The 19,107-nt window shown below is 30.8% G+C and carries 20 protein-coding genes; 9 read left to right on the plus strand and 11 right to left on the minus strand.

Going from position 1 to position 19,107, the window contains the following annotated elements; translation table 11 throughout:
* Positions 1-74: 74 nt before the first annotated feature.
* The 3 genes from VK164_RS05390 to VK164_RS05400 all read left to right on the plus strand — a co-directional run bounded on the left by VK164_RS05390 (position 75) and on the right by VK164_RS05400 (position 4,348).
* Positions 75-1,970: an acetate--CoA ligase gene (locus VK164_RS05390; RefSeq protein WP_324208379.1), complete on the plus strand. Its 1,896-nt coding sequence runs from the start codon at positions 75-77 to the stop codon at positions 1,968-1,970.
* Positions 1,971-2,095: 125 nt separating this feature from the next.
* Positions 2,096-4,003, plus strand: coding sequence for an acetate--CoA ligase (gene acs / locus VK164_RS05395; protein ID WP_324208380.1), 1,908 nt, complete (start codon positions 2,096-2,098; stop codon positions 4,001-4,003).
* Between the two features lie 78 nt (positions 4,004-4,081).
* Positions 4,082-4,348 (plus strand): hypothetical protein, encoded by a 267-nt coding sequence (locus VK164_RS05400; RefSeq protein WP_324208381.1) that lies wholly within the window; start codon positions 4,082-4,084, stop codon positions 4,346-4,348.
* Between the two features lie 4 nt (positions 4,349-4,352).
* Here the strand turns inward: VK164_RS05400 and VK164_RS05405 are convergent, their stop codons facing one another.
* The 4 genes from VK164_RS05405 to VK164_RS05420 form a co-directional block, all read right to left on the minus strand.
* The gene (locus tag VK164_RS05405) at positions 4,353-4,727 is read right to left on the minus strand and encodes a hypothetical protein (RefSeq protein ID WP_324208382.1); all 375 of its coding nucleotides are present in this window, start codon (positions 4,725-4,727) and stop codon (positions 4,353-4,355) included.
* On the minus strand, positions 4,724-5,335 hold the full coding sequence (locus VK164_RS05410; RefSeq protein WP_324208383.1) for a GDSL-type esterase/lipase family protein: 612 nt from the start codon (positions 5,333-5,335) through the stop codon (positions 4,724-4,726). The genes VK164_RS05405 and VK164_RS05410 overlap by 4 nt, the downstream gene beginning before the upstream one ends.
* A gap of 88 nt (positions 5,336-5,423) precedes the next feature.
* Positions 5,424-6,008, minus strand: a complete 585-nt coding sequence (locus tag VK164_RS05415) for an exonuclease domain-containing protein (protein WP_324208384.1) — start codon at positions 6,006-6,008, stop codon at positions 5,424-5,426.
* Positions 6,009-6,011: 3 nt separating this feature from the next.
* Complete coding sequence (locus tag VK164_RS05420) at positions 6,012-7,925, minus strand: DUF294 nucleotidyltransferase-like domain-containing protein (protein ID WP_324208385.1); 1,914 nt, start codon at positions 7,923-7,925, stop codon at positions 6,012-6,014.
* A gap of 183 nt (positions 7,926-8,108) precedes the next feature.
* Between VK164_RS05420 and VK164_RS05425 the strand changes: the two genes are divergently transcribed.
* The 3 genes from VK164_RS05425 to VK164_RS05435 all read left to right on the plus strand — a co-directional run bounded on the left by VK164_RS05425 (position 8,109) and on the right by VK164_RS05435 (position 10,135).
* Positions 8,109-8,477: a hypothetical protein gene (locus VK164_RS05425; protein WP_324208386.1), complete on the plus strand. Its 369-nt coding sequence runs from the start codon at positions 8,109-8,111 to the stop codon at positions 8,475-8,477.
* A 117-nt stretch (positions 8,478-8,594) separates the two neighbouring features.
* Positions 8,595-8,879, plus strand: a complete 285-nt coding sequence (locus VK164_RS05430; protein WP_324208387.1) for a DUF3817 domain-containing protein — start codon at positions 8,595-8,597, stop codon at positions 8,877-8,879.
* Positions 8,879-10,135 carry a mechanosensitive ion channel family protein gene (locus VK164_RS05435; RefSeq protein WP_324208388.1) on the plus strand — a complete coding sequence of 419 codons (1,257 nt, stop codon included), beginning with the start codon at positions 8,879-8,881 and terminating at the stop codon, positions 10,133-10,135. Before VK164_RS05430 ends, VK164_RS05435 begins: the two co-directional genes overlap by 1 nt.
* Here the strand turns inward: VK164_RS05435 and VK164_RS05440 are convergent.
* Positions 10,130-10,549 (minus strand): NUDIX hydrolase, encoded by a 420-nt coding sequence (locus tag VK164_RS05440; protein WP_324208389.1) that lies wholly within the window; start codon positions 10,547-10,549, stop codon positions 10,130-10,132. The two genes, VK164_RS05435 and VK164_RS05440, sit on opposite strands and share 6 nt — an antisense overlap.
* A 173-nt stretch (positions 10,550-10,722) precedes the next feature.
* On the opposite strand from VK164_RS05440, the gene VK164_RS05445 reads away from it, so the two are divergent.
* Positions 10,723-11,118 carry a glyoxalase gene (locus VK164_RS05445; protein WP_324208390.1) on the plus strand — a complete coding sequence of 132 codons (396 nt, stop codon included), beginning with the start codon at positions 10,723-10,725 and terminating at the stop codon, positions 11,116-11,118.
* Between the two features lie 56 nt (positions 11,119-11,174).
* Here the strand turns inward: VK164_RS05445 and pckA are convergent, their stop codons facing one another.
* Positions 11,175-12,794 (minus strand): phosphoenolpyruvate carboxykinase (ATP), encoded by a 1,620-nt coding sequence (gene pckA / locus VK164_RS05450; RefSeq protein WP_324208391.1) that lies wholly within the window; start codon positions 12,792-12,794, stop codon positions 11,175-11,177.
* A 193-nt stretch (positions 12,795-12,987) separates the two neighbouring features.
* Between pckA and VK164_RS05455 the strand changes: the two genes are divergently transcribed.
* Complete coding sequence (locus VK164_RS05455; protein ID WP_324208392.1) at positions 12,988-14,682, plus strand: putative transporter; 1,695 nt, start codon at positions 12,988-12,990, stop codon at positions 14,680-14,682.
* On the opposite strand, the gene VK164_RS05460 is transcribed toward VK164_RS05455, so the two are convergent.
* Both VK164_RS05460 and VK164_RS05465 read right to left on the minus strand, forming a co-directional pair.
* A complete protein-coding gene (locus tag VK164_RS05460) occupies positions 14,679-15,344 on the minus strand; it encodes a DUF2461 domain-containing protein (RefSeq protein ID WP_324208393.1) in 666 nt (221 codons plus the stop codon). The genes VK164_RS05455 and VK164_RS05460 overlap by 4 nt on opposite strands.
* Positions 15,345-15,438: 94 nt before the next feature.
* Entirely contained in the window at positions 15,439-15,828 is a 390-nt protein-coding gene (locus VK164_RS05465; RefSeq protein WP_324208394.1) for an acyl-CoA thioesterase, read from the minus strand.
* 84 nt (positions 15,829-15,912) lie between these two features.
* On the opposite strand from VK164_RS05465, the gene VK164_RS05470 reads away from it, so the two are divergent.
* Positions 15,913-16,815, plus strand: coding sequence for a hypothetical protein (locus tag VK164_RS05470; protein ID WP_324208395.1), 903 nt, complete (start codon positions 15,913-15,915; stop codon positions 16,813-16,815).
* A gap of 54 nt (positions 16,816-16,869) precedes the next feature.
* On the opposite strand, the gene hisIE is transcribed toward VK164_RS05470, so the two are convergent.
* From hisIE to hisA, 3 genes are all read right to left on the minus strand, one after another.
* Entirely contained in the window at positions 16,870-17,469 is a 600-nt protein-coding gene (gene hisIE, locus VK164_RS05475) for a bifunctional phosphoribosyl-AMP cyclohydrolase/phosphoribosyl-ATP diphosphatase HisIE (RefSeq protein ID WP_324208396.1), read from the minus strand.
* 72 nt (positions 17,470-17,541) lie between these two features.
* The gene (gene hisF, locus VK164_RS05480) at positions 17,542-18,297 is read right to left on the minus strand and encodes an imidazole glycerol phosphate synthase subunit HisF (protein ID WP_324208397.1); all 756 of its coding nucleotides are present in this window, start codon (positions 18,295-18,297) and stop codon (positions 17,542-17,544) included.
* A gap of 54 nt (positions 18,298-18,351) precedes the next feature.
* Positions 18,352-19,077 (minus strand): 1-(5-phosphoribosyl)-5-[(5-phosphoribosylamino)methylideneamino]imidazole-4-carboxamide isomerase, encoded by a 726-nt coding sequence (gene hisA, locus VK164_RS05485; RefSeq protein ID WP_324208398.1) that lies wholly within the window; start codon positions 19,075-19,077, stop codon positions 18,352-18,354.
* Positions 19,078-19,107: the final 30 nt, after the last annotated feature.

A 19,107-nucleotide genomic window follows, 5' to 3' on the forward strand; every position in this document is an offset into this window, starting at 1 on the left:
AATTAATTCATTTAGCATTATTTTATTTTCTACATTTACTCTATAAAATAAATCACATAAATTGAATAATACAAATGAATTATTGCGATATTTATAATAAAAGTATAAATTCTTCTGAAGAATTCTGGGCAGATCAAGCCAAAAAATTAGAGTGGTATAGCCAGCCTTCAACTATCTTGTCAAAAGATAAAAACGATTATCCTTTGTGGTTTGCAGACGGAGAACTAAATGCTTGTTACTTAGCTTTAGACAAACATATTCAAGATGGTTTTGGTGATCAAGTAGCAATCATTTATGATTCACCAGTTACTCAAACTGTAAAAAAATATACATTTAGTGAAGTCAAAGCTGAAGTTGCTAAATTAGCGGGAGGTTTACTTTCTTTAGGTTTAGAAAAAGGAGACACAGCAGTAATCTATATGCCTATGATTCCTCAAGCCGCATTTGCTATGCTGGCTTGTGCTAGAATAGGAGTCACTCATTCCGTTGTATTTGGAGGTTTTGCTCCTCATGAATTAGCCATACGAATTGATGATTGTGAACCAAAAGCTATCATTACAGCTTCATCAGGAATTGAAATAGATAGATTAATAGCTTATAAACCTTTAGTTGATGAAGCTATTGAATTAGCCAATCACAAACCCGAAAAAGTTGTTGTTTTCAATCGAAAATTAGGCGCAAGGGTTCCATTTAAAAAATATGATGTTGATTATGATGCTCTTGTTTATGGTTCTGATGAAGCTAATTGTATTCCTGTAAATTCAACACACCCTTTATACATTTTATATACTTCTGGAACAACAGGTAAGCCAAAAGGAATTGTCAGAGATACAGGAGGTTATACAACTGCACTTAAATTTTCAATGCAACATATTTACGACACTAAAGAAGGTGAGGTATTTTGGGCAGCTTCAGATGTGGGTTGGGTTGTTGGGCATAGTTACATAGTTTACGGTCCGTTAATTAACCGAAATACTACCGTTTTATTCGAAGGAAAACCAATTCGTACACCAGATGCAAGTACTTTTTGGCGTGTGATTAATGAACATAAAGTAAATGTTATGTTTACAGCACCAACAGCCATTCGTGCTATCAAAAAAGAGGATCCAAATGGAGATTTTATTAAGCAGTATGATTTATCCTCATTGCGCATTCAATTTTTAGCAGGAGAACGATGTGACGTAGCTACATTAGAATGGTACCGTGAACATATTCCTATTCCAGCTATTGATCATTGGTGGCAAACAGAATCAGGTTGGCCTATGATTTCTAACATGATGGGGGTGGAATATTTACCTATAAAGCCTGGTTCTGCAGGTAAAGCTGTTACAGGGTATGATATCAGAATCTTTGGCGAAAACGGACAAGAATTAGGCCCTAATGAAGAAGGTTATGTAGTAATCAAATTACCTTTGCCTCCTGGGACTTTATTAGACTTATGGAAAGATAACGACCGTTTTAAAGCTGGTTATTTGAATAAATTTCCAGGTTATTATTTTTCGGGTGATGGAGGATTTAAAGATACTGAGGATTATATTTATATTACTGGTAGAGTAGATGATGTAATTAATGTTGCTGGACACCGCCTTTCAACAGCAGAAATGGAAGAGATTGTCGCTTCACATCATTCCGTAGCAGAATGTGCTGTTATTGGTATCAATGATGAATTGAAAGGACAAATTCCATTAGCTTTGGTTGTAGCAAAATCAGGCGAAGATATTGAGCATTTTCAATTACAACATGAAGTAGTACAATTAGTTAGAGAACAAATTGGAGCAGTTGCTGCTTTAAGAGATGTAGTTTTAGTACAACGTTTGCCTAAGACTCGTTCTGGTAAAATTTTGCGAAAAATGATGCGTAGTATTGCAGATGGAGAAAGTTTTCAAATACCTTCTACAATTGACGATGAGGCAATTATCGATGAAATAAGAGCTGCATTGCAACATGATAAAATTGGTTGTTTCAAATAAATTTGTTACAAAATTTTCTAACATATTTTCAATCTCTTAACTATATCTATTTAGCAAGAAAATTCTTTTTAGATTCTATTTAATAGTTATATTTACATTAACAAACTGATAACAAAAAACTAACAATGAGTTATTACAAAATACACGATTTAGAAAACTACTTTAAAATGTATAAAAAATCTGTGCGTGAACCTAGAAAATTCTGGGATCGTGTAGCGGATGAAAATTTTACTTGGTACCAAAAATGGGATAAAGTATTTGAAGTAGACATGCAAGAAGCCAATTTTAAATGGTTTTTAAATGCAAAAGTTAATATTACCAAAAACTGTATTGACAGACATTTAGCAAAAAGAGGAGATAAAACAGCTATTATTTTTGAACCAAATGATCCGAGTGAAGCAGCACAACACATTACTTATAACGATTTGTACATTAGAGTTTCAAAAATGGCAAATGTTTTGCGTGATCAAGGAATAAAAAAAGGAGATAGAGTTTGTATTTATTTACCTATGATTCCAGAATTAGCAGTTGCTATTTTAGCTTGTGCCAGAATTGGTGCAATACACTCAGTAGTGTTTGCTGGTTTTTCATCTTCTGCCGTTGCAGCTCGTATCAATGACAGTGAATGTAAAATGGTAATTACATCTGATGGTAGCTACCGTGGAAACAAAGCCATTGATTTAAAAGGAATTGTAGACGAAGCATTAGAAAAATCACCTTGTGTTGAAACTGTACTAGTGGTTAAAAGAACTAATACAGAAGTAAATATGAAAGAAGGTAGAGATATTTGGTTACAGCCTTTAATGGACGCAGCAGTTGGAAACAATGTAGCCGAAATTATGGATGCGGAAGATCCTTTGTTTATTTTATATACTTCAGGTTCTACAGGTAAACCTAAAGGAATGGTGCATACTACAGCAGGTTATATGGTTTACACAGCATATACATTTAAAAACGTTTTCAATTACGAAGAAAATGATATATATTGGTGTACAGCAGATATCGGTTGGATTACTGGACATTCCTATATTTTATATGGACCTCTTTTAAATGGAGCAACAACCGTAATTTTTGAAGGTGTTCCATCATATCCAGATTTTAGCCGTTTTTGGGAAGTAATAGAAAAACATAAAGTGACTCAATTCTACACTGCACCAACTGCTATTCGAGCTTTAGCTAAAGAAAGTTTAGATTATGTGCAAAAATTCCCATTGAGTACTCTAAAAGTTATTGGTTCGGTAGGAGAACCAATTAATGAAGAAGCTTGGCACTGGTACAATGACCACGTAGGAGGCAAGCGTTGTCCATTAGTAGATACATGGTGGCAAACAGAAACAGGAGGAATAATGATTTCACCAATTCCGTTTGTTACACCTACAAAACCAACATATGCTTCACTACCATTACCTGGTATTCAACCAGTTTTAATGGATGAATTACGTAATGAAATTGAAGGAAATCAAGTAACTGGTGCTTTATGTATTAAATTTCCTTGGCCGTCGATGGCAAGAACTATTTGGGGAGATCATCAACGTTATAAAGAAACTTATTTCACTGCTTTCCCTGGAAAATATTTCACAGGAGACGGTGCTTTACGTGATGAAGTTGGATACTACAGAATTACAGGTAGAGTAGATGATGTTATTATTGTTTCTGGACACAATTTAGGAACAGCTCCTATAGAAGATGCCATCAACGAACACCCAGCAGTTGCAGAAAGTGCAATTGTAGGTTTCCCTCATGATATCAAAGGAAACGCATTATACGGCTTTATTATCTTGAAAGAAACAGGTGAAAGTCGTGATAGAAATAACTTAGCAAAAGAGATTAATCAATTAATTTCTGATCAAATAGGTCCTATTGCTAAATTAGATAAAATTCAATTTGTTAGTGGTTTACCAAAAACACGTTCTGGTAAAATCATGCGTAGAATATTAAGAAAGATTGCTGAGGGAGACTTCTCTAACTTTGGAGACATCTCAACTTTATTAAATCCTGAAATAGTGGACGAAATCAAAGAAGGCAAACTCTAGTTTTTTAGTTTTATTGGTTAAGAACTGCTTCAGAAATGGAGCAGTTTTTTTTTATCTAATTTTTGTCTAAATTTGAGTATGCAAAGAATTTTTCATTTTATCTTAGAAATAATCGGTTGGATTCAAATAATGTTATCTCCTACATTATTAGGTTGCTTAATTGGAGCTATAATCTATTATAATTTTCAAACAAATATTGGCTTAGTAGTGGCTATAGGTGTAATAGTCATTGGTTTTATAATTGGAATATTTTTTGCGAATAAAAAATTTAAAACTACTGGGACAATAAGTTTTCTATCTCAAATTAGTGCAACTCCAGATATTGACGAAAAGAAAAAAGAATAAAAAATTATTGATTTCGCTTAAAAAGTGACACTAAATAAATTCCTGCAAAAATCAAGAATGGAGTAGTGGAAGCAATTATTTTATAATTCCAACCAAGAATTCCAACAAAAAAGAAAAATAAAACTAGTATTGATAGTAATAGAACAGCTATATTATTTATTTTTTTGCTAAAATTATTTAAAATAGCACCTAATAAAAGTATAATTTGAGTAATTAATCCAAGCAAAATAATTGGATGCGTTAAGTTACTTAACAAACTTTCAGTTTTTGTAAATATTTCATATTCAGCTTGAAATATAAACACAGAATTATTCGGCCATTCTAAATAACAAAATTGAAAAGCAATTAATAAACCAATATTTAGCAACCGATTTATCATTTTATATATGGTTCAAGTATTGATTTCATTTTTAAATATCCTTTTAAATTTGGATGTACACCATCTTCACCATAATGCTTTTGTAAACCATTAGAATTATCAACCATTTCAGAATAATAATCAACAAATTTTATCTTATTAGAATTTGCATAATTTTGAATCATTTTATTCAATGCTACAACTTTTTCACCTGGTAGTATTTTTGTATTCCAATAAAATCTATTAGCAGGAAGCACAGAACATAAAATAACTTCTGCTTTATTTTCATTTGTCATATCAATCATTGAAACAATATTTTGAAAAATTTCTTCTAATGAGATTGGTCCGTTATTCTCAGCAATATCATTAATTCCCGCTAAAATAACAACTTTTTTGGGTTGCAATTTTAACACATCATTTTCAAATCGCTTAACCATTTGAGAAGTTGTTTGTCCACTAATTCCTCTATTTATATACTTATTTTGAGAAAAAAATATGCTATCATTCATTTTCCAAAATTCTGTAATTGAATCTCCTATGAAAATTATTCTATTACCTATATTAGGTTGTTGAATAAGTTTTTCATTTTCTAAAGCATATTTATTAAGATTAGCCCAATCGTTTTGCATATTTTTTTCTTGACAAAATGTTAATAGAGGTAATAACAATTGAATAAAAGTTTATATAAAATTACAAATCTTTACTATATTGCCTCTGCTATTTTATCTTTAGAATCGTTTTTAATTTTAAAAAAAGAATGGCAATTGAAAATGTATCATCAGCAACCGAAATTCTATCATTAACAGGAACAGAAAAATAAGTACACATTTCTTCCAATGCGTATTTTTTATCAATTGTATCTTTTACTTTATTGAACATAATTTCAATATCAAGGGCTTCATTCTTAAGCTTTCCACAGTCTAATTTTGCTAAACTAGTATTTAATAATTCGATATCTTGATATACTCTATGTCCAATAATTGTAGCATTTCCGATAAAATTTATTAATAGTTCAATTGCCTCACTTTCAGTCTTTTTGGCTACTTTACTAACTAATAAAAACTCATTTTGATTGATTTCTACTTCAGATTTTGTATGAGAAACATATATTTCTAAAGCATCTTTAATTGTAATTTTATCATTTAAAATACTAACCGCAGAAAAAGCTAAAATAGCATCTTTTGAGGTATTAAGTCCAGTAGATTCAATGCTTAAAACTACATATCTATCTGATTTTTCTTTAAAACTAGAAGTGTATTTTTTCCAGAATTCTGGGTATTTATTATTTAGCCACTGTAGCATTTTCTATGAAAATTGTGTTAATTGGTATTTATCTTTAATTAATTCGATTATATCATCGGTTTGTGATAAGCATTTTTTTAATTTTTCCTTATCAACCTTATTTAGCGAATTTATTTTTATGTATGCGCCATCAGTATCATTTACAATACTTTCTTCAACTCTAAAATGTTGTAATTGCAAATAATTCTCTGCAAAATCTAAATATTTCTCAGCATTTTTAGCGTCTGTTATTGCCAACTGCTTATAACGTAAATAAGTATTGTTAACTCCTTTTAAATTATGGCTTAAAGCAAATAATCGAGCAGCATCAATATATACTTGTAAACCTTTTTGTTTAAGATCAAAAAAATCTTTTTTATCTCCATTTTCTTCAACAGCTATTTTCTTGAAAAAAGTTAATCCTTCAGGAAGTTTTAGAACTTTATTACCAAGAAAATCATAGAATAAAGTATTGTTTTTACTTTTCTGATAAATTGCAGTTTCAAGGGCGTCTTTAATTTTTATTTCGCCATAAACAAACTCAAAATCAAATAGAATAGTACTAAAATCAGTACTATTTTCTCCAGGTGTAACCATCCAATTTTGAAACAAATTGATATAATCTGTCAAAGATTTACACCATTTAATAGAGCTCGCCATGTGATCATATGGACATAATTTATAGCCAAGTTTTTCCATATTTCCTATAACCAACTTAGCTAATTGTACAAAATAATACTTTACATCACGATGCTTTTCTGGAGCAACATCTTCAAATATTAACATACTATCTTGGTCACTCAAAAAAAGCTGCTCTTTTCTTCCTTGACTTCCGATAGCTAACCATACAAAACGAGCAGGAGGAGAGCCTAGATGCTCAATTGCCATCTCTATATTTTTATGAATAATTGAGTACAAAATTTCACTTGCAACAGCATTGATATGAAAAATAGGAATATTTTTAGTAAATGAATTTTGAATGATGTCTAAATATTTGGTATGAATATATTTAATTTCATCAAAGGTATGTGCGGATTTAATTTCTTTAATTAAAATTCCCGGATTATTTGATTGCGAATTAATAACATCACGCTCAGAAATAATTCCTAAAATTGTAGAATTCTCTGTTCCATCTTCAGTTACGCATAAATGTGTTGCATCATTTTTTAGCAACAATAATTGTGCTTCAGCAACTGAAATACTCTTATCAACTACAATAAAATTAGTACTCATAATCTTATTGACATCATTCTCAATTTGAAATAGACCAGCTCCAATTTTTTTTGTAAAATCTGCATCAGTAACTAAACCTGCAATTTTATTATTATAAGTTATTATAGCATGATTAGATTTGTTTGCAATCATTTTTAAAGCTACATTTTTTATAGAAGTATTTATTTCAATTAATGTAGGATTTGTAGTGTATTGCAAATCTTGAAAATAAGATAAATTTGTATCAGATGCACCAGTATCTATCTCCGAAATAGATTTAAATTGTTGATAATTTTCCATTTTAGGTTTGGCCTGTGTAGCAAAATTTTCAAGAAAATAATCTAAGACCGAACTATATTTTGTCAAATAGGGTTTAAAAATAGCAATTGGAATAGCATATAAAACAGCATCTTCATTTGCTGTTGCATTTAAAACATAATTATTCTTGGCAAAAAATGGACGCAATCCAAACAAGTTACCAGTATAACATTTTGAATGCAAAACTTCTTCAGCATCAACCACTTTAGTCAAATGTACAACACCAGAATAAACAATATAAAATGATTCATGTAGTTCATCATTAATTTTAAAAAGTGATTTTGATTTTTGCAATGTTAAAATACTACAATTTGTTGCAATTGATTTTAAATCTGTATACTCAATATAATTAAATGGCTCATATTGTTTGAGGAAGGTGGCAATATTTTCGGCTATTGAATTCTGCATGGAGTGAGAGTGTTTAATTACTTAACAAATTTAGTAATTTTATTGATATATCAACATTCTTTTAAATATTCTATTTTACATAATGTATATTATATATCAAAATAATAATATGCAAAAATTAAGAAAAACGTTTGTGTAATACTATTATAAAGTTTAGTTTTGCAAACCTTATTAAATATAGTCATGGAAAACAAACAAGCCTTAAAATTAATCGAAAAAATACAGAAAGAACTATTACAAAATAAATTTTCTGTAGCAGACAGCGTTGCCGATTTAAAAAAAATAAGAGAAATTACTTTAGAATTAAATAATCCAGTTGTTACAAAAGCATTGCGCTTGGCATACGAACATTTAGAAGCTAATAATGCATTCTTAATTGGAATTCCAGACGACGAACCTGTAGATAGTAAAGAAACCGAAATTGAAGCAAATATTTCTGAAGAAAACAACTTAGAAAGTTTTAATTACTTCCTATCTTTATTTACAGACTTAAGTAAGAAAAATAATGTGTTAGATTTAAAAGAATACAACAAAGCATTTTTAGCATTTTAGACATTTCTATTTTACATAATATTAAAAAGCTACTTATTCTTAAGTAGCTTTTTTTATAAAATTATTAACGAATAATCATACCAAAAACAACTATTTTTGCCTCAAAATTGACATTATATGCTACGAATATTTAAAATTACGGCCATTTTAGAAGGAGTTTCCTATATTTTATTATTTGCCAACATGTTATTAATTAAACCTAATTTTATTGACATTTATAAGCAAATATTATTTCCTTTAGGAATGGCTCATGGGGTTTTATTCATTGGTTATATTTGTTTAGCTTTTTTATTGAAAGAGTCACAAAAATGGGATATTAAAACATTTTTTGTAATTTTAATCGCTTCAATATTACCATTTGGAACATTCTATGTAGAAAAAAAATACTTAACAAATAACTAGTGAAAATATTTAATTGGGCCTATACATTATTCAAAAGCTTAGATTTTAATGACGAATTAGCATTATATTTAAACTTGTTTGTGAACATTATTGTTCTAATTGTTGTTGCCTATATTTTAGATTATATTTTCAAAAAAGTATTTATAATTTTCTTAGCTATAGTAGCAGCCAAAACAAAATCGTCATTTGATGATTTTTTAGTAGCAAACAAAACGGCTAAATATATTGCTCACCTAGTTCCCCTACTCTTTATTTACAAAACGGTTCCTGTTATTTTGAGTAAGTTTACTTATTGGGAAGATTTTTTTGAAAAGGGAGTAAAAATTTACATCATTTTACTTTCCTTATGGATTACGCGAAGTATTTTTAATGCACTAAAAGATTATTTAAAGCAACAACCAAGATTTAGCGATAAGCCCATCGATAGCTATATTCAGGTAATTATGCTTTTTTTGTGGATTTTTGGAATTACTTCATTTATCTTAATCATATTTGACACTAGCAAAACAACACTTTTAACCACTTTTGGTTCTATTTCTGCCTTAATCATTTTGGTTTTTAGAGATACTATTCTTGGATTTGTAGCCAGTATTTCAGTTTCGGTAAATGATATGGTACGTATTGGTGATTGGATTACTATGGATAAATTTGGTGCTGATGGTGATGTTATTGAAATTAATTTAGCTACAGTTAAAGTTCGAAATTTTGATAATACTACTACAACTATTCCTACTTATAGCTTGATTTCTGATAGTTTTAGAAATTGGAGAGGAATGCTTAATTCAGATGGAAGAAGAATAAAAAGACATATTTTAATTAAATCCAACTCGGTAAAATTTATTCAACCAGAAGAAATTGAAAAATATAAAAAAATACAACACATTTCATCCTATATTACGCATAGACAGTCTGATATTGATAAATATAATCTATCAAATGCCATAGACAAAAGTACTATCGTAAACGGTAGAAATCTTACAAATTTAGGATTGTTTAGAAAATATATTAACCAATACATTATTAGTCACCCAGGTATTAATAAAGATATGCTAATAATGGTGCGTTATCTGCAAGTTACAGACAAAGGTATTCCGTTAGAAATTTACTGTTTTTCAAAGGATAAAGAATGGTTAAATTATGAGCATATTATGGCTGATATTTTTGATCACGTTATTGCTTCGGTACCATATTTTGGTCTAGAAGTATTTGAAATGGTAAGTACACCACCTGCAAAAATTGATACTGAAATTTTATAAAAACTTTTGTAATCCCGCTTCGATAATAGCTGAATGGTCAAAGGCTAGTGATGGTAAATTTGTTACCGAAAACCAGCCAATTTCTTTAGCATCATCGGCTGCCATTGCAATTGTATTTGTATCCACTTGGCCAAAATATGCAACTGAAACCATATGTCCTCGCGGATCTCTATATGGTTTTCCAAATGCACCAATTTGTTCTAAATGATATACTTTAACTTGAGTTTCCTCAACTAATTCTCTAATAGCAGCTAGTTCTAAATCCTCGTTTTCATCAACAAAACCTCCAGGTAGAGCCCAACAATCTTTAAATGGATCATTTTTCCGTTTTATCAACAGAATTTGTTGTTCCAATTCAAAAGTTTTTACAATTAAAACATCAACAGTAACAAATATTTTTGATATATATGCCATAACAATTTAGAGGTTATTCTATTCAAAAATAGCATTTTTAAAACAATTGTAAGGCAAACAATCAAAGAGTTTGACTAGAAGTAATTAACAACTGATTCTTAATAACTTATATACTAAACAATTATACAATGTATATTTTTTAATTAACTTTAAATAACTATAAAAAAAGAACCATGAAAACTAAAGAAGAAGCTATTTTAGAAATTAGAGGAGAATCTATTGGTACGATTACCGAACATTCTAGTTTTGAAGAAAGATTTCAAAATCAGACCTTGCGCCCTATTTTGAAATTTCAAAATGATTTGTTTTTGGAAGTTTTTAAAAACTATGCTGTCAAACAAAAAGGCATCTTCTTCACTTATACTCCTGAAAAAAAAATGAGTTACATTGAAAACGCAATTCAACGTGATATTAAATTTAGAAACTCATTGAAAGGTATTATCATTGGTCTCTTTACTATCACAGAGTACAAAGAATACATTCAAAATTCCTCTAATATAAACAAAAGAATGATGAATTTATTAATTGAACGTTTAAAAAGTCAAGTACAATTATTAGAAATAGCATAAAAAAACCATCTATTCATTGTTGAATAGATGGTTTTTCATAACAAACTTATACAAATTTAAACTAAAACCTGTTCTAATGTAGGGCCTGCTGCCACCAAACGTTTTCCTTCTTCTGTAGTGGTATATTGTTCAAAATATTTGATATATCTAGCTGTTAAATCTTTTGCTTTTATAGCCCATTCTTCCTCTGTTTTATAGGTATTTCTTGGGTCTAATATTCCTTCTGTTACATTTGGCAATGTAGTTGGAATTGTCAAATTCAAATAAGGAATATGCTGGGTTGGCATTGCATCAATCTCACTATTGATGATTGCGTCTATAATTGCACGGGTATCTTTTAATGAAATACGTTTTCCTGTACCATTCCATCCCGTATTTACTAAATATGCTTTAGCTCCGTGTTCTTTCATTTTTCCAATTAATGTTTTAGAATACATAGTTGGATGTAATGTTAAGAATGCTTCTCCAAATGCTGGTGAAAAAGAAGGTTGTGGTTCTGTAATTCCTCTTTCTGTTCCTGCTAATTTAGATGTGTAACCACATAAGAAATGATATTGCGCTTGCTCATCATCTAAAATAGATACAGGAGGCAACACACCAAATGCATCGGCAGATAAATATATGATTTTCTTAGCATGTCCAGCTTTAGATGGCAATACAATTTTATTAATATGATAAATTGGATATGAAACTCTAGAATTCTCAGTAATGGTATGGTCATAATAATCTACCTCTCCGTATTCATTAACCACTACATTTTCTAAAAGAGCATCTCGTTTGATAGCTCGCCATATATCTGGCTCATTTTCTTCTGATAAATCTATAACTTTTGCATAGCAACCACCTTCATAATTAAACACTCCATTATCGTCCCAACCATGCTCGTCATCTCCAATTAAAAAACGTTTTGGATCAGCTGAAAGTGTTGTTTTTCCTGTTCCAGAAAGCCCAAAAAACACTGCTACATCACCTTTTTCACCTACGTTAGCAGAACAATGCATTGATGCCATACCTTTCAAGGGTAGATAATAATTCATCATAGCAAACATTCCTTTTTTCATTTCACCGCCATACCAAGTACCGCCAATCAACTGAATACGCTCTGTTAAATTAAAAACAACAAAATTCTCAGAATTTAAACCTTGTTCAGCCCATTTCGGATTGGTTGTTTTTGAACCATTCATGACAATAAAATCAGGAGTGCCAAAATTTTCTAATTCATAAATTGAAGGACGTATAAACATATTGGTTACAAAATGAGCTTGCCAAGCTACTTCCATTACAAAGCGAACTTTTAAACGTGTATCTGGATTTGTGCCGCAAAAGGCATCAACTACATATAGTTTTTTTGAAACAGATAGTTGTTTTAAAACAAGTTGTTTCAAATCTTGATACACTTCTTGTGTAGTAGCAAAATTTACTTTGTCATCCCAATAAATGGTATCTTTTGTAACATCGTCCTTAACAATGTATCTGTCTTTAGGAGAACGACCCGTAAAGATTCCTGTCTTTACAGCTACTGCACCAGTATCGGTTAAGGCGCCTTTCTCATAACCTTTGCGTTGATGAGAAACCTCTGCTTGATATAATTCTTCATAACTTGGATTATAAGAAACCTCATGATATCCTGTAATTCCTAAATCATGCAACTCCTGAATAATTTTAATATTTTTCATATGATTTTCGTTTACTGATTTATTACTCTTTAATGCTTATCAAAGTTCCGAAATAGCATCTCCAAATAAACTGATATTTATCATAAAAAATAAAAAGTTACGCAAACGTTTTCTTTATTTATAAGGCTTAACAGAGATTTTATCATTTTTTATGATTACCTTTATACAGTAAAATTTCTTAAAGAAGAAGATCATGTTAGATTGGATGTATAGACTAATTTTCCCTAGCGAAATACCAGATGTTACACAATCATTAGTCGTGTTGTTATTAGCAATAAGTATCGGATTTTTTGTTGGCAGAATAAAAGTAAAAGGAATTACACTAGGCGTTTCGGCGGTTATGTTTGTAGGATTAGGTTTAGGCCATTATGGTTATCGAATTAACGCCGAAATTTTAGAATTTGTTCGCAACTTTGGTTTAATCCTTTTTGTATATGGAATTGGAATTCAAGTTGGACCATCTTTCTTTTCCTCTTTTAAAAAGGAAGGAATTCGCTTTAATATTTTAGCCGTTTCTACCGTCTTGTTTGGTGGATTTATCACTTTCCTCCTATTCAAATTTTCTACTATTTCTATTGAAAATGCCGTTGGATTAATGTCGGGATCGGTTACTAATACACCAGGACTAGGTGCAGCTAAAGAAACGCTTACCGAAATTCAGAAACAATTTCCTTCTAAATCATTTAGTGACCCTACTATTGCTTATGCTATTACCTATCCGTTAGGTGTATTTGGAATAATCATTACTATTATTTTATCTAAAACATTACTCAAAATTAATTTAGGAAAAGAAAGCTTTATATGTGATACTGTTACAACTAACAATGATACTGCACTTATAATCCATCAAAAATGTAGAGTTACCAATGAAGCCTTTTTTGAAAAAAGCATTTATCAAGTTTTAAAAGAAGTCAACATTCAAGACATCATTATTTCTCGTTTAAAAAACAGTGGTTCCCAGGTTGTTTATGCTCCTTCATTAGATACTAAAATCCATAATAAAGATGTCCTAATGGTTGTAGGAAGACCAGCAGTTGTATCACAATTTATTGATGCCGTTGGAAAAGTTTCTAGTGATTTATTTATCGAATCGGAACAAGATATAGTGACTAAAAATCTTTTTGTAACCAAATCAGCTGCAACACATAAAACACTAGCTGAACTAGACTTATACAACAAATTTGATTTAAAAGTAACCCGTGTATTCCGTTCAGGAATGGAATTGCTAGCGCAACCTACATTAGAATTATATTATGGAGATAAAATCAGAATTGTAGGAAATAAAGAAGCCATTGTTGAAGCTGAAAAAATCATAGGGAACTCTGAAAAAAAGCTATTAGAACCCGATTTTTTATCTTTATTTGGTGGCTTAATTATTGGAATGATCGTTGGCTCCATTCCTTTCTTTATCCCTTCATTACCAGTCCCTATTAAACTCGGATTTGCTGCCGGACCATTGTTAACCGCATTATTTATCAGTAGATATGGTGGTGTGGGTGTTATTCACTCCTATATAAATAATGGTGCTGTATATTTCATGAAAGACTTGGGAATTTGCTTATTCTTTGCTGCTGTGGGTGTACATGCCGGTGAAGGTTTTTATGATAATTTCATACACTACAACGGCTGGTTGTGGATTTATTATGGTTGCTTCATTACATTTATTCCGCTTATTGCAATGGTTTTAATCGGACGATTCGTACTAAAACTGAACTTTTATCAGTTAGTTGGTTTGATGAGTGGTACTTATACCGACCCTGCAGCTTTAGCATTTAGCACCAAATATTTAGATTCTGATATTCCTACACAGGCTTATGCTACGGTTTACCCATTAGTAACCATATTTAGAATATTTGTTGCCCAATTATTAATTTTACTGTTGGTTTAATAAATTGATTCGCCGTTTAAATCGGTGCTCAATACATCGCTCATGTAGTCAAAAAACGGACGCATTGCTTTAAAAGTAGCTATAACTTCTGCTTGAAAATTAGGCGATAACACTTCTTTATTCGTAAAACTTCGGGTTAATAGAAACTGCTTTTTACGAATTAAATCAATGTCCGGATGCGCTTTATCAAATCCTTTTGGAACCGTTTTTAACTCCTCTCCTTCTAGTGTTTTGAAATACTTTTGAAAAGTTTCTTCAGCAATAATTGCTCTCAGTTCTGAGGCATCCATTTCTATTTCTTTACGCATACGAAATAAATCGGCCGCATTGGGCTCCCAAAAACCACCACCTACAAAACTGGCGTCGTTTTCTATGTGTAAATACATGCCTCCTCTTAGCAAGGGTTTGGCTCGATTGAAACCAACACTAAAGTGATTTTTATAAGGTGATTTGTCTTTTGAAAAACGCACATCGCGATAAATGCGGAACACTTGCATTTTATCCAAACTGTCTATTTTTTCTATATCGGCATATACTGCAGCAAAAAAAGCTTTGGCTAATTTTTCTTCCGCCTGAAATGCTTTTTTATTTTCGGCAAACCATTCGCGGTTATTGTTTTCTTTGAGTTCTGCTAGGAATTCGAAGGTTGATTTTTGTAGCATATTTTTTTAATTTATTTAGCCATTGATTACACAGATTATCACGATTATTTACTTTGAAAATCCTTTTAATCCTATAATCCGTAGCAAAATGATGTTATTTCTTTAAACGATCTTCAATAAATTCAATTTGAGTTTTGCCGTGCGGTTTTGGTTTTCCATTTTCATCTAAGTTTACCATCGTGATGTTATCAATAGTAATGATTTTTTCACGTGTCATCATATTACGAACTTCACATTTTAATACTAACGACGATTTTCCAAAATGTTCCACATCTAAACCAATTTCAACAATATCTCCTTGTTTGGCGGCACTCATGAAATTAATTTCACTCATAAACTTGGTCACTACTTTAGGATTTTCCAATTGCACAATCGAATACAAAGCGGCTTCTTCATCTATCCAAGCCAGTAATTTACCACCGAATAACGTTCCGTTTGCATTCAAATCTTCGGGTTTTACCCATTTTCTCGTATGAAATCGCATCTTAAATTTTTATTTTAAAGGTAAGAATTTTTGGAGAAATTTGGATATATTTGAGGGAAATAAATAATTGTTTAATTATAAATAATGATTGAAAACTATAGATACAATTGTTGGTTTATTGATAATATTGTGTTTTCTGGAAAAGATTTTTCGAAAACTTTAGAATTTAATGATGAGAAAATTGAACTTCTGATAACAAATTACCAAAACTCAAAAACAATAGAAGAACCATTGAAAGATTGGATACATAATAAAATCATTAATGATGGAATGATGAATTCTAGGAATAGTCCTCTTCCGATAAGTTCAATATTTGTTATAACAAAAAATCCATATAATCATAAAGTATCAAGTGAATTTCCTCATTTACTAAGATTGTGTTTGAAAATTGTTTACTTTCAACCAACTTTAATTTCAAAAACAGCTGAACATGTTCCAAATTTAGTTAGTACAATGGTAACTTGGGAAGGTTTTAAAAACTCGAGAAATAGTTCGAAAATTGAAATTAATTCTAATAGTTTTGATAAAGTAATTCAATATTTTAATGCTTTAAAAACTATTCCTAGATTAAATTATTTTATTTTAGAAGAGATTTACAAGATTAGTCAAATTGATGATTCTATAATTGAATTGTTAAGTTTATATTCATTTATTGAAGGATTTTGGTATAATGAGAAATCTAATAAATCTAATATTACAGATAGCTTTATATCTATGTTAAAAACAAATTATGCATCCGGAAAAGAGAATAAATATATTCGTGATCAAATAATTGAAAAAATAAAAAGTCAAAACAGCTTTTTGAGAAACGAAAAATTTGATGATATGAGACATATTTTAGCTCATGGGATGTATAAAAAATTAGAAAATGATTGGACATCTGAACAATGGAATGTTTTACTTGAACAAAGAAACTTACTTTTTCAAATAGTATTTGAATCTTTAATAAATAAAATAGTCTCTGATGCAAAAAATAATCATACGTAAAACCATATCTAAAATCTCATTTTTTAATGAAATAAGCATTAAAAAAATATAACTTTACTTCTCCCTTCCCTTCAAAACTTTCACTACATCTTGCAACTGAAAACCTTTCGCTTGCAATAAAATTAAATAGTGAAACAATAAATCGGCACTTTCAGATAAGAACAAATCATCGTTGTTATCTTTGGCTTCAATGACTACTTCAACGGCTTCTTCTCCTACTTTTTGAGCGATTTTGTTAATGCCTTTCGCAAATAATGAAGCTACATAACTCTTTTCTGCATCGGCATTTACTTTGCGTGTTGCAATGGTATTTTCTAATTTTGATAAAAATCCAAGTTCTTGATTATTAGCTTCTTGCCAACACGTATCTAAACCTGTGTGACAAGTTGGACCCACTGGTTTTACTTTTACTAATAGTGTATCGTTATCGCAATCTTCTTTAATGGAAATTAGTTCTAAGAAGTTGCCACTCTCCTCACCTTTTGTCCATAATCGTTTTTTAGAACGACTGAAAAAAGTTACTTTATTGGTCGCCAACGTTTGGTCTAATGCTTCTTGATTCATGTAGCCCAACATCAAAACGTTTTTGGTTTCGTTGTCTTGAATGATGGCTGGGATAAGGTTATCTGGGGTTTTGTTGAAATTGATATTCATAGTTTTATTTTTAAACATATAAGTCATATAAGTTGATTCGGTAAATTGAGTTTATTTTTAAGTTCATAAAAGTTATACTCTAATTGAAATATTTTGATTCTTTAAAAACTGTTTCAATTCTGGGATTTCGATTTCTTGGTAGTGAAAAACACTAGCTGCTAATGCGGCATCAGCTTTTCCGGTGATAAATGTTTCTGCGAAATGTTCCATAGTCCCTGCACCACCAGAAGCGATAATGGGAATGTTTACGATTTCGGATAACTTGGCCAAGGCTTCATTCGCAAAACCATTTTTTGTACCATCATTATTCATGGAAGTGAATAAAATTTCACCAGCACCACGTTGCTCCACTTCTTTCGCCCAATCGAATAAATTTAATTCCGTTTGAACTTTTCCGCCAACCAAATGAACTATCCAATCGCCATCAATTTGTTTCGCATCAATAGCAACAACCACGCACTGACTTCCATATTTTGCTGCAATCTCGTTTATTAAATCAGGATTTTTAACAGCTGAAGAATTAATCGAAATTTTATCCGCACCGTTACGTAGTAAAACATCCACATCCGCAACGGAAGAAATACCACCTCCAACGGTAAACGGAATATTTATCGCAGCTGCCACTTTTCTAACCAAATCGATTAATGTCGCGCGACGCTCTTCCGTAGCAGAAATATCAAGAAAAACAAGTTCATCTGCGCCGGATTCAGCGTATTTCTTGGCTAATTCTACTGGATCTCCAGCATCTTTTAAATCCACAAAGTTGACACCTTTTACGGTTCGTCCATTTTTGATGTCTAAGCAGGGAATAATTCTTTTTGTAAGCATGATTTAGTGATTAGTGAATAGCTTTACAAACTTTTAAACATTTACTCTTCACTTTTACTTATTAATAATATAATTTTCTAATTGTTTTAAGGTGATTCTACCTTCATAAATCGCTTTTCCGATGATGGTGCCTTCGCAACCTAATTCGGCTAACTTGGGTAATTCATCGAAAGTGGAAATACCTCCAGAAGCGATTAGTTTTAAATCTTTAGTTTGTTCTAAAATTCTTTGGTACAATTCAAAACTTGGACCTTCTAGCATGCCGTCTTTTGAAATATCGGTACAAATTACATACTGAATTCCTTCTTGTTGATACTTTTGTATAAACGGAATTAATTCTTCTTTTGATCCTTCTAACCAACCTGAAATCGCTACTTTTTCATTCATTGCATCCGCTCCTAAAATGATTTTTTCAGCTCCATATTGCTGTATCCAACTTTTGAAAACTTCAGGTTGTTTGATGGCAATACTTCCACCTGTGATTTGACGGGCGCCACTTTCAAAAGCAATTTTCAAATCCGCATCCGATTTTAAACCGCCACCAAAATCGATTTTTAAATTGGTCTTCGAAGCAATTTGTTCCAAAATCTTATAATTCACTATTTTGCTTGATTTTGCACCATCTAAATCTACTAAATGCAAATAATCAATGCCATGTGCTTCAAAGGATTTGGCTACTTCCAACGGGTTTTCATTATATATTTTCTTCGTACTGTAATCTCCTTTGGAAAGTCGTACGCATTTTCCATCAATGATGTCTATGGCTGGAATGATTCTCATGTCAAGTTCGTTTTCAAGAGCAATTTTAAG

Source organism: Flavobacterium sp. (assembly GCF_035299005.1).
Classification (GTDB): Bacteria; Bacteroidota; Bacteroidia; order Flavobacteriales; family Flavobacteriaceae; genus Flavobacterium.

Bases quoted from the DNA above. Each gene is read 5' to 3' on its own strand.
- VK164_RS05390 (WP_324208379.1), top strand. From the start codon at position 75: ATGAATTATTGCGATATTTATAATAAAAGTATAAATTCTTCTGAAGAA.
- acs (WP_324208380.1), top strand. From the start codon at position 2,096: ATGAGTTATTACAAAATACACGATTTAGAAAACTACTTTAAAATGTAT.
- VK164_RS05400 (WP_324208381.1), top strand. From the start codon at position 4,082: ATGCAAAGAATTTTTCATTTTATCTTAGAAATAATCGGTTGGATTCAA.
- VK164_RS05405 (WP_324208382.1), bottom strand. From the start codon at position 4,727: ATGATAAATCGGTTGCTAAATATTGGTTTATTAATTGCTTTTCAATTT.
- VK164_RS05410 (WP_324208383.1), bottom strand. From the start codon at position 5,335: ATGCAAAACGATTGGGCTAATCTTAATAAATATGCTTTAGAAAATGAA.
- VK164_RS05415 (WP_324208384.1), bottom strand. From the start codon at position 6,008: ATGCTACAGTGGCTAAATAATAAATACCCAGAATTCTGGAAAAAATAC.
- VK164_RS05420 (WP_324208385.1), bottom strand. From the start codon at position 7,925: ATGCAGAATTCAATAGCCGAAAATATTGCCACCTTCCTCAAACAATAT.
- VK164_RS05425 (WP_324208386.1), top strand. From the start codon at position 8,109: ATGGAAAACAAACAAGCCTTAAAATTAATCGAAAAAATACAGAAAGAA.
- VK164_RS05430 (WP_324208387.1), top strand. From the start codon at position 8,595: ATGCTACGAATATTTAAAATTACGGCCATTTTAGAAGGAGTTTCCTAT.
- VK164_RS05440 (WP_324208389.1), bottom strand. From the start codon at position 10,549: ATGGCATATATATCAAAAATATTTGTTACTGTTGATGTTTTAATTGTA.
- VK164_RS05445 (WP_324208390.1), top strand. From the start codon at position 10,723: ATGAAAACTAAAGAAGAAGCTATTTTAGAAATTAGAGGAGAATCTATT.
- pckA (WP_324208391.1), bottom strand. From the start codon at position 12,794: ATGAAAAATATTAAAATTATTCAGGAGTTGCATGATTTAGGAATTACA.
- VK164_RS05455 (WP_324208392.1), top strand. From the start codon at position 12,988: ATGTTAGATTGGATGTATAGACTAATTTTCCCTAGCGAAATACCAGAT.
- VK164_RS05460 (WP_324208393.1), bottom strand. From the start codon at position 15,344: ATGCTACAAAAATCAACCTTCGAATTCCTAGCAGAACTCAAAGAAAAC.
- VK164_RS05465 (WP_324208394.1), bottom strand. From the start codon at position 15,828: ATGCGATTTCATACGAGAAAATGGGTAAAACCCGAAGATTTGAATGCA.
- VK164_RS05470 (WP_324208395.1), top strand. From the start codon at position 15,913: ATGATTGAAAACTATAGATACAATTGTTGGTTTATTGATAATATTGTG.
- hisIE (WP_324208396.1), bottom strand. From the start codon at position 17,469: ATGAATATCAATTTCAACAAAACCCCAGATAACCTTATCCCAGCCATC.
- hisF (WP_324208397.1), bottom strand. From the start codon at position 18,297: ATGCTTACAAAAAGAATTATTCCCTGCTTAGACATCAAAAATGGACGA.
- hisA (WP_324208398.1), bottom strand. From the start codon at position 19,077: ATGAGAATCATTCCAGCCATAGACATCATTGATGGAAAATGCGTACGA.